General features: G+C 45.4%; 15 protein-coding genes. All 15 read left to right on the forward strand.

The annotated features are described in order from the left end of the window. Positions 1–34: 34 nt before the first annotated feature. The 15 genes from rpsB (at position 35) to infB (ending at position 18,666) form a co-directional block, all read left to right on the forward strand. Positions 35–733, forward strand: coding sequence for a 30S ribosomal protein S2 (gene rpsB, locus AC1DE7_RS05030; RefSeq protein WP_047842496.1), 699 nt, complete (start codon positions 35–37; stop codon positions 731–733). Positions 734–848: 115 nt separating this feature from the next. Next, complete coding sequence (gene tsf / locus AC1DE7_RS05035; protein WP_036609326.1) at positions 849–1,499, forward strand: translation elongation factor Ts; 651 nt, start codon at positions 849–851, stop codon at positions 1,497–1,499. A 232-nt stretch (positions 1,500–1,731) separates the two neighbouring features. Further along, positions 1,732–2,460, forward strand: a complete 729-nt coding sequence (gene pyrH / locus AC1DE7_RS05040) for a UMP kinase (protein ID WP_017689153.1) — start codon at positions 1,732–1,734, stop codon at positions 2,458–2,460. Further along, positions 2,460–3,014, forward strand: coding sequence for a ribosome recycling factor (frr, locus tag AC1DE7_RS05045; protein WP_100529402.1), 555 nt, complete (start codon positions 2,460–2,462; stop codon positions 3,012–3,014). The genes pyrH and frr overlap by 1 nt, the downstream gene beginning before the upstream one ends. 89 nt (positions 3,015–3,103) lie before the next feature. Beyond that, positions 3,104–3,871: an isoprenyl transferase gene (locus AC1DE7_RS05050; RefSeq protein ID WP_017689151.1), complete on the forward strand. Its 768-nt coding sequence runs from the start codon at positions 3,104–3,106 to the stop codon at positions 3,869–3,871. 16 nt (positions 3,872–3,887) lie between these two features. After that, complete coding sequence (locus tag AC1DE7_RS05055) at positions 3,888–4,682, forward strand: phosphatidate cytidylyltransferase (protein ID WP_100529403.1); 795 nt, start codon at positions 3,888–3,890, stop codon at positions 4,680–4,682. 70 nt (positions 4,683–4,752) lie between these two features. Further along, complete coding sequence (locus AC1DE7_RS05060; protein WP_477533840.1) at positions 4,753–5,892, forward strand: 1-deoxy-D-xylulose-5-phosphate reductoisomerase; 1,140 nt, start codon at positions 4,753–4,755, stop codon at positions 5,890–5,892. Positions 5,893–6,005: 113 nt separating this feature from the next. Then, a complete protein-coding gene (gene rseP, locus AC1DE7_RS05065; protein ID WP_477533841.1) occupies positions 6,006–7,277 on the forward strand; it encodes an RIP metalloprotease RseP in 1,272 nt (423 codons plus the stop codon). Between the two features lie 62 nt (positions 7,278–7,339). Further along, positions 7,340–8,794 carry a proline--tRNA ligase gene (proS, locus tag AC1DE7_RS05070; protein ID WP_074094579.1) on the forward strand — a complete coding sequence of 485 codons (1,455 nt, stop codon included), beginning with the start codon at positions 7,340–7,342 and terminating at the stop codon, positions 8,792–8,794. A gap of 382 nt (positions 8,795–9,176) precedes the next feature. Further along, positions 9,177–13,496 carry a PolC-type DNA polymerase III gene (locus AC1DE7_RS05075; protein WP_477533842.1) on the forward strand — a complete coding sequence of 1,440 codons (4,320 nt, stop codon included), beginning with the start codon at positions 9,177–9,179 and terminating at the stop codon, positions 13,494–13,496. 256 nt (positions 13,497–13,752) lie between these two features. Then, complete coding sequence (gene rimP, locus AC1DE7_RS05080) at positions 13,753–14,214, forward strand: ribosome maturation factor RimP (protein WP_047842499.1); 462 nt, start codon at positions 13,753–13,755, stop codon at positions 14,212–14,214. A gap of 123 nt (positions 14,215–14,337) precedes the next feature. Beyond that, positions 14,338–15,435, forward strand: a complete 1,098-nt coding sequence (gene nusA, locus AC1DE7_RS05085) for a transcription termination factor NusA (protein WP_036609309.1) — start codon at positions 14,338–14,340, stop codon at positions 15,433–15,435. A 25-nt stretch (positions 15,436–15,460) separates the two neighbouring features. Beyond that, entirely contained in the window at positions 15,461–15,766 is a 306-nt protein-coding gene (gene rnpM / locus AC1DE7_RS05090; protein WP_036609307.1) for an RNase P modulator RnpM, read from the forward strand. Further along, positions 15,759–16,088 carry a L7Ae/L30e/S12e/Gadd45 family ribosomal protein gene (locus AC1DE7_RS05095; protein ID WP_017689142.1) on the forward strand — a complete coding sequence of 110 codons (330 nt, stop codon included), beginning with the start codon at positions 15,759–15,761 and terminating at the stop codon, positions 16,086–16,088. Before rnpM ends, AC1DE7_RS05095 begins: the two co-directional genes overlap by 8 nt. Further along, the gene (infB, locus tag AC1DE7_RS05100) at positions 16,081–18,666 is read left to right on the forward strand and encodes a translation initiation factor IF-2 (RefSeq protein WP_282321905.1); all 2,586 of its coding nucleotides are present in this window, start codon (positions 16,081–16,083) and stop codon (positions 18,664–18,666) included. Before AC1DE7_RS05095 ends, infB begins: the two co-directional genes overlap by 8 nt. Positions 18,667–18,682 lie beyond the last annotated feature (16 nt).

The following is an 18,682-nucleotide window of genomic DNA, read 5'->3' on the forward strand; positions in this document are numbered from 1 at the left end:
ACACAATAAAAACCATATTAGGAGGTGTGTGAAGATGGCAGTAATCTCCATGAAGCAGCTTCTCGAAGCTGGGGTACACTTCGGTCACCAAACTCGTCGTTGGAACCCAAAAATGGATCGTTATATCTTCACTGAAAGAAACGGAATTTATATCATCGACTTGCAAAAGACGGTGAAAAAAGTCGAAGAGGCTTACAACTTCGTTAAAGGAATCGCAGGAGAGAATGGTACAATTCTTTTCGTGGGTACTAAGAAACAAGCTCAAGATTCCGTTAAAGAAGAAGCTGAACGTGCTGGTCAATTTTACATTAACCAACGCTGGCTTGGCGGTACCCTGACTAACTTCCAAACTATTCAAAAACGTATTGATCGTTTGAAACAGTTGGAAGCTTGGGAAGAAGACGGTACATTCGCTGTATTGCCTAAAAAAGAAGTTATCTTGCTTCGCAAAGAAAAAGATCGTCTGGAGAAATTCTTGGGCGGTATTAAAAATATGAAAGGCCTGCCAAGCGCCCTGTTCATCATCGATCCACGCAAAGAGCGTATCGCTGTTGCGGAAGCTCGCAAATTGGGTATCCCAATTGTTGGTATCGTTGATACTAACTGCGATCCGGATGAGATCGATTATGTTATCCCAGGTAATGACGACGCGATCCGCGCTGTTAAATTGCTGACAGGTAAAATGGCTGATGCTGTAATCGAAGCTAACCAAGGCGAAGAAACTTCCGCTTAATAGATTCGAACATATGTTATAAACTAAATGAAAAGGGTGGTTGGCAGGTGGATAACCTCTCACTGCCCTTTTTTTAGAGTGTACGTACAATACTTAATGTTGGAGGGAATTTATAATGGCAGTTAATGCGAGTGCAGTAAAAGAACTTCGCGAAAGAACGGGCGCTGGTATGCTCGATTGCAAAAAAGCACTGGAAGAAGCAAACGGTGATGTAACAAAAGCAGCTGAATTGTTACGTGAGAAAGGTCTTTCTGCAGCAGCAAGCAAAGCAGGCCGTGCAGCAACTGAAGGCGTTGTGGAATCTTACATCCACGCTGGTGGACGTATTGGTGTCTTGGTTGAAGTTAACTGTGAAACAGACTTCGTTGGTAAAACGGATCAATTTAAGGATTTCGTTAAAGATGTAGCTATGCAAATCGCTGCAGCTAATCCTAAATTCGTTACACGCGAAGAAGTTCCTGCAGATGAGCTGGAAAAAGAAAAAGAAATCCTGAAAGCTCAAGCTCTTAACGAAGGCAAACCAGAGAAAATCATTGAAAAAATGGTTGAAGGCCGTATTGGTAAATACTACGAAGAGTACTGCCTGCTGGAACAAACTTTCGTTAAAGATCCAGACAAAACAATCTCTCAATTGCTGAACGAAAAAATCAGCCAAATTGGTGAAAACATCTCCATCCGTCGTTTCGTTCGTTACGAACTGGGTGAAGGTCTTGAGAAAAAAGTAGACAACTTCGTAGAAGAAGTTATGTCCCAAGTAAACAAATAAGACGGTTTCTATAAACCGGCGAGCAAAATTGATTTTCGAAGATATAAGAATGATGAAACTTCGAAGCGTAAACTCCCTTATATCTCAGGAAAACAGTGCCTTACCGGTTAAACGTTTTTCCTAAAAGAGCGGAACACAACTGTGTTCCTTTCTTTTTAAGCAGGAGGCCATGCGCGAGAAGTTTTGTTGGTTGAACACCAAGCGTGTTCGATTCAAAGTGGAGGGTGAATAATTGGAACAGCCAGTATTTAAACGTGTTGTCTTAAAGGTCAGCGGAGAGTCTCTTTCCGGTCAAAACGGCTACGGTATTGATGCAGATACGATCTCGTCGATTGCCCAACAGGTAAAAGAGGTTGTTGCACTTGGTGTACAGGTTGCTATTGTATGTGGCGGCGGAAACATCTGGCGTGGAATTGCCGGTAGTGAAAACGGCATCGATCGTGCAACTGCCGATTATATGGGTATGCTGGCGACAGTAATGAACTCGCTGGCACTGCAGGATGCTTTGGAACAGATTGAAGTGCCTACGCGTGTACAGACATCTATTGCAATGCAACAGATTGCAGAGCCTTATATTCGTCGTAGAGCTATTCGCCATCTGGAGAAAGGCCGGGTCGTTATTTTTGCAGCAGGTACAGGTAACCCGTTCTTTTCCACGGATACAACAGCAGCACTGCGCGCAGCGGAGATTGAAGCAGAAGTTATCTTGATGGCCAAAAATAAAGTTGATGGTGTATACTCAGCAGATCCGTTTAAGGACAGTACGGCTGTGAAATTTGATCAGTTGACTTACATGGATATTCTTAACAAAGACCTTGGTGTAATGGATTCGACGGCATCCTCGCTTTGTAAGGACAACAACATCCCGTTGATCGTATTTGCCATTACGGAACAAGGTAACATCAAACGTGTTGTTCTGGGCGAACGTATCGGAACAATCGTTAAAGGGAGTGTAGATTAATGCCACAAGCGGTTAAACAACATGCCGAAGAGCGTATGGAAAAAGCAATTCAAGCATTGCGTCGTGACCTGGCTAGTTTGCGTGCAGGCCGCGCAACTCCAGCTCTTCTGGACCGAATTCAGGTAGAGTATTATGGAGCAATGACGCCATTGAATCAACTCGCTAATATCAGTACTCCGGATTCCCGTACACTGATGATTCAGCCTTGGGACAAATCCTCCATGGGTGACATCGAGCGTGCCATCATGAAATCGGATCTGGGTCTTACTCCAGCCAATGATGGCAGCATGATCCGTTTGTCTATTCCGGCATTGACGGAAGAACGTAGAGCGGAACTTGTTAAGCTGACGAAGAAGTTCGGTGAAGAAGGTAAAGTAGCGATTCGTAACATTCGCCGGGATGCGAATGATGACATTAAGAAAATGGAAAAGTCAGATATTTCCGAGGATGAATCGCGGAGACATCAGGATGATATCCAAAAATCGACCGACAAGTTTATTGCTGAAGTCGATAAGGTACTCGCTGCCAAAGAAAAAGAAATCATGGAAGTGTAAGACAAGCGCAGCCCCTCCAATACGGTGGGGTTTTGTCTCTTTTTCCAAGCTTCAGATAAAGAAACTTCAGGGATTTTGGAGGAACAGGAATGATCAAACGGGTTCGGTCGTGGTGGAATGGGGCTGACAAGCAGGAAACGCTGACTATATCCGAGGACAATATCCCGCAGCACGTCGCCATCATCATGGACGGCAATGGACGATGGGCCAAACGTTTGGGACTCCCGCGTATAGCCGGGCACCAAAATGGCATGAAGGCGGTCAAACGTGCGACCATCGCGGCGGATGAACTGGGCATCAAATATCTGACGATGTACGCTTTTTCGACAGAAAACTGGACGCGTCCAAAAGAAGAAGTGGATTTTCTGATGCGACTTCCGCAAGAATTTCTAGCCATAGAGCTGGATGAACTTATAGAAAAAAATGTGCGCATTCGCATGATGGGTCAAGAGGAACATTTACCTTCTCATACCATTAATGCCTTGCGGGAAGCCATTCGTCTTACGGAACATAATACAGGTCTCGTTTTGAACTTTGCAATGAACTATGGAAGTCGTCGTGAAATGACGGACTGTGTTAAACAGATCGCTCTGCAGGTGAAATCGGGGGAACTATCGGCAGAGGACATAACACCTGAACTCATTGATAGACATATGCTGACGGTTGACATGCCTGATCCGGATCTGCTGATCCGGACGAGCGGAGAGTTGAGATTAAGCAACTTTATGCTTTGGCAGCTTGCATATAGTGAATTATGGTTTACGGATATATACTGGCCCGAATTTGGCAAAAAGCATTTGCTTGAAGCAGTAGCCGAATATCAGCGCAGAACAAGGCGTTACGGCGGTTTGAAATAGATGGAGGATGAAGCCGTTGAAACAGCGACTAACGACAGGAATCATAGCAGGTGTGTTGTTTTTAGGTTTTTGCATGCTGGGCGGACCCTGGTACCATGGTTTGGTATTGCTTATGGCTCTCATCGGTTATTATGAATTTGTTAAAATGACCGGGGTGATGCCTTTTTCAGGTGTAGCCCTGATTGGATATGCTGGTGTTTTTGCCATTGTGTTTCCTTGGGAAATGCTTTGGGAGGCAAGACCGCTATCCTTATTTCAGGTCATCTGGATAGTAATGCTTGTACTGATGACAGCTTCGGTTGTCACCAAAAATAAGGTTCCCGTGAATACAGTGGCCATGCTTTTCCTCGGCGTGTTGTATATAGGGATCGGTTTCTATTACATTGCAGAATCCAGACATCTGCATCATGGGTTGTTCTGGACGTTCCTGTTGCTGGGCTCCATATGGGCCAGTGATGCAGGAGCTTATTTTGTAGGGAAACTCATTGGTAAAAACAAACTGTGGCCTTCCATCAGTCCAAACAAGACTATAGAGGGTGCACTGGGTGGCATCGTAATTGCAATTGTTACTTCTGTTATTTTTGCATTAGTATCAGATGGTTTGCTTTCCTGGCAGAGAGCGATTGTGATCGGAATTGCCTGTGCAGTTGTAGGTCAGATGGGTGACTTGATCCAGTCTGCATACAAACGTGTATATAATATCAAGGATTCAGGCAGTCTTCTCCCAGGGCATGGAGGCATTCTTGATCGGTGCGACAGCTGGATTGTTGTTTTTCCATTCGTACATATACTAATGCTACTGCCCTACTAAAGAAGAACATGAGTCTGAGATAACAGCATTGTTCGCCGTAGGCATTGGATAATTAAAGATGAGGTGCAGCATGAAAAAAATTGCGATTCTTGGGTCAACCGGTTCCATTGGAACCCAGACACTGGATGTAGTTGACATGCATCCAGAACTCTTTCAAGTGGAGGGACTGGCTGCCGGAGGCAATACAGACCTGCTGATCGAACAAACCAAACGTTACCGGCCGAAGAAAGTATCAGTGGGGTCCAAAGAACTGGCGGAGAAGATAGCTCCACATTTGCCAGCAGGAACGCAACTATTTTATGGCAACGAAGGACTCGTAGAAGTTGCGGCAGGAACCGATGCGCATACGGTTGTTACAGCGGTGGTGGGCAGTGTTGGATTGGAGTCAACGCTTGCTGCCATAGATGCAGGCAAACAGATCGGACTGGCCAATAAGGAGACATTGGTTACAGCGGGGCATATCGTTACGACAAGAGCGGTTGCCAAAGGAGTCTCTTTACTGCCCGTTGATAGTGAGCACTCTGCGATATTCCAATGTTTAAATGGTGAAAACAGAGAACGCCTGACAGGCATCACGCTCACCGCTTCAGGTGGATCATTCCGTGATCTTACCCGTGAACAGTTGAAGAACGTGACTATAGAGGATGCGCTTAAACATCCGAATTGGTCAATGGGCTCCAAAATCACGATAGACTCGGCAACGATGGTTAACAAGGGTCTTGAGGTCATTGAAGCACATTGGTTATTTGGTCTTCGATATGATCAGATTAATGTATTGCTTCACCCAGAGAGTGTTATTCATTCATATGTGGAATTTGATGACACAAGCATCATCGCACAACTGGGGAATCCGGATATGCGAGTTCCAATTCAATATGCACTGACTTACCCTGACCGCTTGCCATCACCGGCACAGCGTCTGTCTCTTGCTCAAGCTGGGAAATTACATTTCCGTGATATGGATATGGAACGGTTCCCGTGTTTAAGAATGGCGTATGAGTGTGGTAAAATGGGAGGAACCGCAACAACGGCGTTTAATGCAGCCAACGAGGTTGCTGTAGCCCGTTTCTTGCGTAAAGAGATTTCATTCCTTAAAATAGAAGATATTATTGCTTCTGTGCTGGAAGCACACCACAATGTGGACGAGCCTGATCTGCAGGAGATCGCACGTTGTGATCAGGAGAGCCGTAAGCTTGCGGCCAGTCTGTAATCTCTTTTTTCATTACAAATTGGAAGAAGTGATTCTCTTGTGCGGCATCAGAGAATAATGATAATCTAGAGGGACAGACTGCGGTATGTGCCGTGAAGGAGGATGGATAGGGATTGGAAACCATACAAGTGGTATTTCTAACGGTGCTCATGTTCTTTGTCATCGTGACGGTTCATGAATGGGGGCATTATTATTTTGCCAAACGCGCCGGTATTCTTGTACGGGAGTTTGCGATCGGTTTTGGTCCCAAATTGTTCTCATATAAAAGAAACGAGACCCAGTTTACATTGCGTTTGTTGCCTTTTGGTGGATATGCACGGATGGCAGGGGAAGATCCGGAACTGGTAGAGATCCAGGAAGGACAGACCATTGCGGTAAGATCAGCGGATGACCAGGTGAAGATGATCTATCTGGACCAGCTGGATAACCGTAAAAATGTAATACGTGGTGAAGTCATCTCCATTGATATGGAGAGAGCGCTGAAGCTTCAACTCGATGTAGATGGAGAGATTCAGGAGTATCGTATTCATCCTCAAGCAATGTTGGTAAGTCGTGGTAAACAAACGCAGATTGCACCGAAAGATCGTCAATTCGGCAGCAAAACTGTTGGACAGCGTGCATTGGCTATTTTTGCGGGCCCACTGATGAACTTTATCTTGGCCTTTGTGCTGTTTGCTGTATATGCGCAGATGGCAGGAGTTCCAGTGGAAAATCCAAAAAATCTTGTAATTGGTGAAGTGCTTGAAGGTGGGGCAGCCGATGAGGCGAACCTGCAAAAGGGCGATATTATCGAAACCATCAATAGTACTGCAATTGGTACGGATTCACAAAAAATGGTGTCGATGATTGCCGATTCCAAAGACAAACCGATGGAATGGACGCTGCGCCGGGGTTCGGATACGTTTAATATAACGATTACTCCACGTGCTGTAGAAGGACAAGAGGGCGGTAAAGTGGGAATTGTACCTACGTTACCAACCCGATCTGTTGGATTTGTAGAGACATTTAAAGTCTCAGGCGTCGCCATGGTTGACACAACCAAAATAATATTTGAAGGTTTTAAACATCTGATCAATCAATTCAACATGGATGATATTGGTGGTCCAGTTCGTACATTTGAAGTGACAGGACAAATTGCTAAACAAGGGATTGAACAGTTAACGAGATGGGCAGCGATTTTGAGTCTGTACCTTGGGATTTTCAACCTGCTACCAATACCTGCACTGGACGGCAGCCGTCTGGTATTTTTGGGAATTGAAGCGCTGCGCGGCAGACCTGTTGATCCCAATCGCGAAGGCATGGTGCATTTCGTCGGATTTGCGATGTTGTTTGTGTTGATGCTGGCAGTAACTTACAATGATATATTACGTTTAATTAACGGATAATTACGGTTGGACTACGCTCTGGACATTCAGAGATAGTCGTTATGGGAGGACGCTGGAGTCTTATGTCAAAGGAAAATGATAAACAGTTCGTGACTGAAATCACACCACAGGGTGAGGATTTCTCACGCTGGTACATTGATGTTATCAAAAAAGCTGATCTCATGGACTATGCACCCGTACGCGGTTGTATTGTGTTCAAACCAGACGGATTTGAAATCTGGGAACATATTAAGGATGAGTTGGATCGTCGTTTCCGGGAAACGGGTCATCGCAACGCATACTTCCCGATGTTCATTCCTGAGAGCTTCTTTCAAAAGGAAAAAGAGCACGTGGAAGGTTTTAACCCTGAATTACCATGGGTTACGGAAGCTGGCGGAGAGAAGCTGGAAGAACGTCTGGCAATCCGTCCTACATCCGAAACGATTATTGGTCACATGTATTCCAAGTGGATTCAGTCTTATCGGGATCTTCCGGTACTGATCAACCAGTGGGCTAACGTAGTTCGTTGGGAAAAAAGAACGTTGCCGTTCCTTCGCACAAGTGAGTTCCTGTGGCAGGAAGGTCATACAGCGCATGAGACGGAAGAAGAAGCACGTGAAGAAACGATGAAAATGCTTGAGATTTATCGTGAAGTGGTTGAGGAATACTTGGCTATTCCTGTAATTGTGGGTCAGAAAACCAAGTCCGAGAAGTTTGCGGGTGCGGTAGATACGTATTCGATCGAAGCCATGATGAAGGATGGACGTGCTGTACAAGCAGGTACATCTCACTATATGGGGACGAACTTTGCAAAAGCATTTGAAATCCAGTATCTTAGCCGCAATAATGTACTGGAGTTGGCTTACACCACTTCATGGGGAGTAAGCACACGTTTGATCGGTGCATTAATTATGGTTCACGGAGATGACCGTGGTCTCGTACTTCCTCCTAAAGTCGCACCAACGCAAGTAGTCATGATTCCAATTGGACCTCCGAAAACACGTGATGCTGTGGTTGGGCGTGCAGATGAGTTGTTCACTGAGTTGAAAAAAGCTGGAGTCCGTGTGAAAATGGATGATCGCAGCGATGTTCGCCCAGGTTGGAAATTCAATGAATACGAGATGCGCGGTGTTCCGATTCGTCTAGAGATTGGTCCACGTGATATGGAAAATGGCGTTTGTGTACTCGTATCACGGATCACAGGTGAGAAGAAAGTGGTAGAACAAGCAAACCTGGTAGAAGAGATCCAGGCTATGCTGACACAGATCCAGGTAGATATGTTAGAGCGTGCTCGCACATTTATGTCGGATAACTTCTACTCCGTGGATACACTCGATGAGATGAAAGAACTGATGGAAAATAAACGCGGGTTTACACTGGCCGGATGGTGCGGTTCGGAAACTTGCGAAGATAAAGTAAGAGAAGTCACAGGTGCAACAAGCCGGAACATTCCGTTCCAGCCTGCTGAAGAAAAGCATACGTGCCTGGCTTGTGGTGAACAGGCAGAACACACGGTTGTGTTTGCAAGAGCGTATTAAGTCAGGATAACCTGACTATATACATTGAACTAAACATTTACATGAGAACGTAGAGAACAGAAATAACCTGAAGAAGCGGAGCTAAAAGCTTTCTGAAAGAAAGCTACATCGGAAGCATACACTGCGCCTTTATCCCCGGTTTTTCCCCTTTGTAAATGGGAATCAAAAAATCTGGGGGTAACAGCGATCGGAAGGTTGTTCTGTTATCGGAGTGGTAAGTGTAAATATCTTTTTGTTCAATGTATATAATGGCACGTACGGACTGTAAGAGTAATGAATGGAGAGCTTCTGTCGGATAAAATGAGTCGGTGCGAGTTCGGATCGGTGACATTTTTGAATGCAGGGGCTTTTCATGCTTTAAGGGGGTACAAGGAGGAACACGATGAGCGGATTCGAGGAGAAAAGAAAACGGTTTGAGTTGTTGATGAAACAGGCAGAGCTTCCGGCTGGTCTGTTAGAGCCCTATTTTTTGGATGGATGGATTGAACAAGTAGAGACCAATCGAAGTAATCGGGAATGGAATATTCTGATTGCAAAGGATACGTTGGTACCCGCTCCAATCTATCGCGCATTTTGCCTGCATATTCAAGAGAAAATGAATCATATCGCCAAAATTTCATTTGGCTTCAAATACACGGATCAAGTACAAAATGGTGATATCGTCAGTGAATATTGGAATCTGTTTTTGGAGTGGGTTACCCGTGAGATTCCATCTGTAAATGGTTGGATGAACCGGACAACCTTTGAATGTGAAGAGGATCTCCTACAACTGACAATGAGTGATGCAACGTCGATGGAATTGGCTCGTAAGAAACAGATTGATCAGGCTATTACGAAATTCTATGAAAAATACTTTCATCTACCTCTTCGCATCAAGATGCAAGTGGGTGAAGTGGGAAGTAATAAAGAGGCCATGGAACAGTTCCAGGCCCAAAAACGTGTAGAAGAACTTGAGGTCATCGAGAAGATGATGAGTGAAGTGGACACAGAAATCCCGGTGGATGAGGAGCAGGGTGATCTGCGTTTGCAAATGGGTTATGACATCAAGGAACCTGCAGTACCTATGCAGGAAATCCAGGATGAAGAGAAAAAGGTCACGCTTCAAGGTTCGGTGTTTGGTCTGGATCGTAAAGAACTGCGAAACGGAAATACGTTGTTTACCTTCTACCTGACCGACTTCACGGACTCCATGCAGATGAAGATGTTTGCCAAAACAAAAGAGGATGTTAAAATTCTTAGTTTGCTGGCTAACGGTAAATGGGTGAAAGTGCGTGGTCGTGTAGAGTATGACCGGTTTATGCAAATTCCTGAACTGGCCATGATTCCATCGGACCTGATTGAAGTTAAAGCACCCCCGTCTCGTAAAGATAATGCACCAGAGAAGCGGGTGGAGTTCCATTTGCACTCTACGATGAGTACGATGGATGCTGTAACTTCAATCGACAAATACGTGAAAATGGCAGCAGAGTGGGGACATAAGGCGATTGCAGTCACTGATCATGGTGGGGTGCAGGTATATCCCGAGGCTTCCAAGGCTGCTAAGAAAAACGGGATTAAAATGATCTACGGCCTCGAGGCCAATGTCGTGAATGACTCTGTTGCCGTTGTAATGGCTCCTCAGCCATTGGATCTCCAAACAGCAACATACATCGTATTTGATATCGAGACCACAGGTTTGTCGGTAACACAGAACAAAATCATTGAGATTGCAGCAGTGAAGATGCAAGATGGTAAAGAAATCGACCGGTTTGCAACATTTGTGAATCCGCATGAACGCATTCCCTACAACATTCAGCAGTTGACCAATATTAATGATGACATGGTAAAAGACGCACCTGAGCTGGAGCCTGTCATTCGTGAGTTTGTGCAGTTTGCTGGTGATGGTGTGCTTGTTGCGCATAATGCACGTTTTGATATGGGCTTTATCCAGGCTTCCCTGAAGCAAATTGGAATGCCAGAGCTTCCTAACCCTGTCCTTGACACGTTGGAACTGGCGCGATTGTTATTTCCAAAAAATAAGAACCACCGTCTGAATACGATGGCAGATAAATATAAGGTTGGACTTGAAAGTCATCACCGTGCCATTGATGATACGATTGCACTCGCGGGTATACTGATCGGATTATTAAATGATGCTGCTCAGATGAAAGGTTTAACGAGGCTTGATCGCTTGAACGATTATGTAGGTGTCGACTTGTCGAATACAAGACCTTTCCATTGTGGAATCTATGCATTGAATGATGTCGGTAAGAAAAATCTATACAAGCTGGTATCTCTCTCTCATACGGAACATTTCAAGCGGGTACCGTGCATTCCCAAATCGAAACTGATTAATTTGCGTGAAGGCCTTGTTATTATATCGGGCTGTGAAAAAGGGGAGTTTTTCGAAGCGGTGCTTAACAAATCGCTCGAAGAAGCGGAAGAGATCGCTGAGTTTTATGACATACTGGAGATTCAACCACTTACCATGTATATGCATTTGGTGGATAAAGGGTTGGTGGCTACACCCGAAGAAATCAAAACAGCGATCCGTAAAGTCATTGATATAGGCGCAAAATTTAATAAACCAGTTATAGCCACAGGTAACGTGCACTATTTGGAACCGCGTGACAAGTTATATCGGGATATCACCATTCACGGAATTACAGGTTTTAGTCCACTCAAAGATCAGCGTAAACCGGATGCACATTTCAGAACGACAGAGGAAATGCTGGAAGAGTTCCAGTTCCTGGGCCAAGATAAAGCTTACGAAGTCGTTGTTACAAATACGGTGGAGTTATCTGACCGATTTGAGGAAATTAAGTTATTCCCGGACAAACTGTTTACTCCAATTCTGGAAGGTGCGGACGAAGAAATCCGTAATACCTGCTATGACACTGCCAAGTCTATCTATGGCGAGGAATTACCAGAAGTAATCGTGGCACGACTAGAGAAAGAGCTCATTCCAATTATTAAATATGGTTTTTCTGCCAACTATCTGATCTCGGAACGCTTGGTTAAAAAATCGAATCAGGATGGTTATCTCGTAGGTTCGCGGGGATCGGTAGGCTCCTCTGTTGTTGCTACATTTTTGGGTATATCCGAGGTTAATCCACTACCTGCTCATTATATTTGTGTGAATTCAGAATGTAAACACAGCGAGTGGTTCCTGGACGGCAGTGTTCGGAGTGGATTTGACCTTCCAGAGAAAGAGTGTCCGGATTGTGGTGGCACACTTAAAGGAGAAGGCCAGGATATTCCGTTTGAGACCTTCCTTGGATTTAAGGGAGATAAAGTTCCCGATATTGACTTGAACTTCTCTGGTGATTATCAGCCACATGCTCATAACTATACGAAAGTACTATTTAGTGAGAAGAGTGTTTTCCGTGCGGGGACCATCGGTACGGTGGCTGAGAAAACAGCATTTGGTTTTGCCAAGAAGTACGAGGAACATCATCAGAAGAAATGGCGTGGAGCTGAATTGAATCGTTTGGCCTCTGGCTGTACTGGGGTGAAACGGAGTACTGGACAGCACCCCGGCGGTATTGTCGTGGTACCTGATTATATCGAAGTCGAAGACGTTACACCTGTTCAGTTTCCGGCTGACGACGTTAATGCGGAGTGGAAAACCACACACTTTGATTATCATGCTTTTGAAGAAAACTTGCTGAAACTTGATATTCTGGGGCACGATGATCCAACTATGATGCGGATGTTACAGGATTTGACAGGGGTCGATCCAACGACCATTCCGATGAATGATCCCAAAGTCATGAGCATGTTTAACTCAACCGACGCTCTGGGTGTTACACCGGAACAGATTAGGTCGCCAGTCGCGACGTTTGGCGTGCCAGAGATGGGAACGAAGTTTGTACGTCAGATGCTTGTTGAATCCCAGCCGACGTCTTTTGCCGATTTACTGCAGATTTCCGGATTGTCCCATGGTACAGGGGTATGGCTTGGAAACGCTCAGGATCTGATTAAGAACGGAACGTGTAACATTAAGACGGTAATTGGTTGTCGGGATGATATCATGTTATTCCTGATCTATAAAACGGGAATGGACGCAAGTCTGGCATTTAAGATTACCGAGAGTGTTCGTAAGGGACGGGGCCTACCACAGGAATGGATTGACGAGATGAAGAATTGTAAAGTGCCTCAATGGTACATTGATTCGTGTCTCAAAATCCAGTACATGTTCCCGAAGGCTCACGCGGCCGCTTATGTTATTTCGGCAGTACGTACGGCGTTCTTCAAGCTGTATCATCCGATTGAATATTACGCAACTTACTTTACCGTTCGGGCGGATGAGATTGATATCGAACTGATGTGTCAGGGATATGACGCGATCTATCGCAAAATTACGGAAATTGAGCAATTAGGTTTCCAGGCACCTCCAAAAGAGAAAAACATGTTACCTGTTCTGGAAATGGGTCTGGAAATGGCAGCACGCGGATTCTCGCTGAAATCCATTGACTTATACCGTTCGGAAGCGACAAAGTTCATCGTTGACGGAAAAACACTAATCCCTCCATTTTCAGCTTTGGCAGGAATCGGGGATAATGCTGCTCGCAATATCGCTGCGGCAAGAGATCATGGTGAATTCCTGTCGGTGGAAGACTTCCAGCAGAAGTCGAAAGCAAGTAAGACCATTGTTGAACTCCTGTCGAATATGGGATGTTTCCGTGGCTTGCCAGAGAGCAATCAGCTTTCCCTTTTCTAGGATTGAATTTTGATCTAACCATAGCGATTGTTGGGGAACGTAATTTTTCCTTCATTAGTAAGTAAACTGCCTGAAGCATCGCTTACTTGTCACTATTACCAGACTATGTTATAATTTTTGAAGTGAACGAGATAGTACGAATTTCTAAAGAGTGGGGAAACCCACTCTTTAGTCTTTGGTATACAAGAATCTTGGGTATTGAATAATCTGCCAGTGCTTTTTTTGCTGGTGTAACCTAAGTTGGAGGTTATTGGTTTTGAGCACAACGAACATTAAATCTACCGTGGAAGAAATGATCCAACCCTACTTGAACGAACAAGGCTTCGAGCTGGTTGACATCGAATACGTCAAAGAAGGCAGCAACTGGTTTTTACGGGTGTATGTCGACAAAGAGGGTGGCATCGACATCGACGATTGTGTCTTGATCAGCGAAAAGCTGAGCGCCAAGCTGGATGAGAACGATCCGATTCCAACCATCTATTTCCTTGAAGTGTCTTCTCCCGGTGCGGAGCGTCCACTGAAAAAACCTGAGGACGTTACCAAAGCTGTAGGCAAAAATGTTTTTGTTACAACCTACGAGCCGGTGAACGGATTGAAGGAATTTGAAGGCAAGCTGCTTTCCTTTGATGACGAGGAACTCGTGATCGAAGCAGGCAAAAAACAGCATGCCATTTCTTATGATAAGGTTGCCAGTGCGCGCCTAGCTATTTTGTTTTAAGTGCCTTGTTCACTTTATTAATGAAAAAGACACATCTCACGATAACGGCAAGGTGCTCATTAGTCCAGAGCCTTTCGCCGTTTTACGTATGAGATGCCATGTTTGAAAGGGGGATCAACATTCATGAGTACGGATTTTATTGAAGCAATGAATGAATTGGAACGGGAAAAAGGGATCAGCAAGGATGTGCTGTTTGAAGCGATCGAGGCTGCACTAATTTCCAGCTACAAGCGGAATTTCAACACGGCCCAGAATGTGCGTGTTGACATGAACCGTAATACGGGAGTTATTCGGGTGTATGCCCGTAAATTGATCGTGGAAGAAGTCCTGGATTCACGTACCGAAATTTCATTGCCTGCTGCACGAGAAATCAACCCACACTTCCAGCTGGAAGATATTGCGGAGATTGAAGTTACGCCGCGTGATTTCGGACGTATCGCGGCACAAACTGCCAAACAGGTAGTGACCCAGCGGATTCGTGAAGCCGAACGCGGCCTGATCTACAACGCTTTCGTAGATAAGGAAGAAGATATCGTTACGGGAGTGGTGCAGCGTCAGGATTTGCGCAATATCTACATCGATCTGGGCAAAATCGAAGCGGCTTTACCGCTTACCGAATTGATGCCGAACGAGAAGTTTGTTCATGGTGACCGTATTAAGGCGTATATCACCAAGGTCGAGAATACGACGAAAGGGCCGCAAATCATTTTGTCCCGTACCCATCCGGGCCTCTTGAAACGTCTCTTTGAACTGGAAGTGCCTGAGATCTTTGACGGTGTAGTTGAAATTCGCTCCGTCGCTCGCGAAGCAGGGTTCCGCTCCAAAATTGCCGTTCACTCCCGCAACGAGGAAGTTGATCCAGTTGGATCTTGTGTAGGTCCTAGGGGAATGCGCGTGCAGACCATTGTGGGTGAGCTGCGCGGTGAAAAAATCGACATCGTTCGTTTCTCCGATCAGGTAGACGAATATGTTGCTAATGCACTGAGTCCTTCCAAAGTATTGGAAGTTCATGTATTTGAGGAAGAAAAGATGGCTCGGGTTATCGTTCCGGACTATCAACTGTCGCTCGCAATTGGTATCAAAGGCCAAAATGCCAGATTGGCAGCCAAATTAACCGGCTGGAAAATCGACATTAAGAGCGAGAGCCAGGCGGAACAGGAATTCGGCAGAGAAAAAGATTCTTCTTCTGAAATGCATCAGGATTCCGTCTCCGTCGACTAAAGTAAAGTACGGGGGGCGCTGACGTATGAAACCAAAAAAAGTGCCGCTGCGCAAATGTGTGGCATGCCAAGAAATGATGCCCAAAAAGCAGCTGATTCGCATTGTTAAAACGCCAGAGGATGAAGTGCTGATCGATTTGACTGGCAAAAAATCCGGACGTGGTGCCTATTTATGCGGCAAAGAGTCCTGTTTTAAGCTCGCACTCAAAAACCGGGCTTTGGATCGGGCGTTAAAAGGCAAAGTCTCACCTGAAATTTACGAGCAATTAGCAGCTGACTTCATCGCGGTTGAGGATGAATTCATAGCAGCACAGGAGCGTGAACATGACTAATATTAAAACGCTGTCTTATTTGGGACTCTCTATGCGTGCAGGTAAACTTGTAACAGGTGAAGAAATTGTACTTAAAGCGATCCGTTCTTCCGAAGCTAAAATGGTTATTGTTGCGGGTGACGCCTCAGCCAATACACAAAAGAAATTTCGCGATAAATGCGGAACTTATAAGGTTCCTCTGTTGATCGGATTTGACCGGGATAGTCTGGGTTCAAGTATCGGTAAAGACACGCGTGTTGTTCTTGCAGTAACGGATCGAGGGTTTGCAAAAATGATCTCCAAGCAAGTCGGTATAATGTCGGAGGTGGAGTATATTGAGTAAACAGGAAAACAAGGATAAATTGCGGGTTTATGAATATGCGAAATCCCTTAATATGAGTAGTAAAGAAATTATAACCATTCTTAAAAAACTGGAAATTCCCGTAAACAATCATATGAGTGTCATGGAGAATGGTTCAGTCGGTAAGGTGGAACAATTTTTTAAAGATATAAAATCCACTGCGGCTTCCAAACAAGGCAACGATGTAAAACCTGTTGCTACTTCGGCGGTGCGCAGTGACAAACCAGTGGACAGCAACAAACCGGCCGGCGGAGTGAACACGCCGATTAGCAACAACCCCTCCGGTAGTCCCGTACAAACAAAAATACAACAGGAAAAGCAGGTAGGTATGAACAATAGACCAAATTCCAACAATAACAATGGCACTCAAAGACCCAGCGGCCAAGACAGTCGCAACAGAACGAACTCTTCCCAAGGCTCAAGCCAAGGGGGACAATCAAGTAACCGTCCAAAACCAGCTCAAAGTGGACAAAGCAGTACTGCATCCCGTCCGCAAGGTACGGGACAACGTCCGAATAACAGCGGTGGCGGTCAAGTAAGAACTTCAGGCCCTAACAGCGGTGGTAATACAGGTACTGCTGGCAACCGTAGCGGTGGTCAAGGTCAGAGCCAAGGACAAGGCCAACGTAGAAGCGGCCCAGGTGGTACTACTGGCAGCAACAACAATAGTGGTAACCGTTCGAACAGCGGTGGCGGTGGACGTCGTTATGATGACAACCGTGGCGGCAACTTCCGTGGTAACCGTGGTGGCAAGAACAACCGCAACAGAAATCAACAACAGTACCAACAACGTGAGAAAATTGATAACACACCTAAGAAAATCATCGTTCGTGGTGATATGACCGTTGGTGAAACAGCGAAGTTGCTCCATAAGGATGCTTCTGAAGTTATCAAAAAGCTCATCGCTATGGGTGTTATGGCAACAATCAACCAAGAGCTTGATATCGAAACGATCCTTCTGCTTTCAGGTGAATTCGGTGTTGAGGTTGAAGTGAAGATTGTGCTTGAAGATGACCGTTTCGAAACACTGGAAGAGAATGATGATGCTGCTGACTTGCAGGCTCGTCCACCAGTAGTTACGATCATGGGTCACGTTGACCATGGTAAAACTACTTTGCTGGATGCGATTCGTTCCACGAATGTATCCGATGGCGAAGCCGGCGGAATCACGCAACATATCGGTGCATATCAAGTTGAAATTAACAACAAAAAGATCACGTTCCTGGATACTCCGGGTCACGAAGCGTTTACAGCGATGCGTGCACGTGGCGCACAAGTTACGGATATGACGATTATTGTCGTAGCTGCGGATGACGGTGTTATGCCACAGACCATTGAGGCGATTAACCATGCCAAAGCTGCCGGGCTACCAATCATCGTGGCTGTCAACAAAATTGACAAGCCGGGCGCTGATCCAGACAAAGTGAAACAAGAACTAACCAGCTATGAACTCGTTCCTGAAGAGTGGGGCGGAGATACCATCTTTGTTAACGTGTCAGCGAAACAAAGAATGGGTCTGGAAGGTCTGCTTGAAATGATTCTGCTCGTTGCAGAAGTGAACGAATACAAAGCGAACCCGGACAAACGTGCCCGTGGTACAGTGATTGAAGCCGAGCTGGATAAAGGACGTGGCCCAGTTGCACGTATCCTCGTACAGCACGGTACATTGAAAGTCGGCGATGCTTTCGTAGCAGGTAACTGCTTCGGTCGTGTTCGTGCGATGGTCAATGACAAAGGTCGCAAATTGAAAGAAGCTGGACCTTCAACACCTGTAGAAATCACAGGTCTGACTGAAGTTCCAGGTGCGGGAGATCCATTCATGGTGTTTGAAGATGAGCGCAAAGCGCGTTCCATCGCTGACAAACGTTCGATCACGCAACGTGAATCCGATCTGGGTACGCATACTCGTGTGACGTTGGACGATCTGTTCCAGCACATCAAAGATGGCGAGATCAAAGATCTGAACGTAATCATCAAAGGTGATGTACAAGGTTCGGTTGAAGCATTGAAAGGTTCCCTTGCGAAGATCGAAGTTGAAGGTGTACGCGTGAAAATCATTCATAGCGGCGCTGGTGCAATCACAGAATCCGACATCATTTTAGCTGCAGCATCTAATGCTATCGTGATCGGTTTCAACGTTCGTCCTGATAACCAGGCGAAATCAACTGCAGATCAAGAGCAAGTAGACATTCGTCTGCATCGCGTGATCTACAGTGTTATCGAAGAAATTGAACAAGCGATGAAAGGTATGCTTGATCCGATCTACAAAGAAAAAGTTATCGGTCATGCTGAAGTTCGGAGCACGTTCTCCATCAGTAAAGTGGGTACCATCGCTGGTTGTATGGTTACCTCGGGTAAAATTACGCGTTCTGCGGAAGCACGCCTGATTCGTGATGGCATTGTCCTTTACGAAGGTAAGCTGGATTCCCTGAAACGTTATAAAGATGATGCCAAAGAAGTAGCACAAGGTTACGAGTGCGGTATCACACTTGATAAATATAATGATCTCAAAGAAGGCGACGTTATCGAAGCTTTCATTATGGAGACAGTACAACGATAAGCAAGGAAGCATGAGG

The organism is Paenibacillus sp. 10L310 (assembly GCF_056395745.1).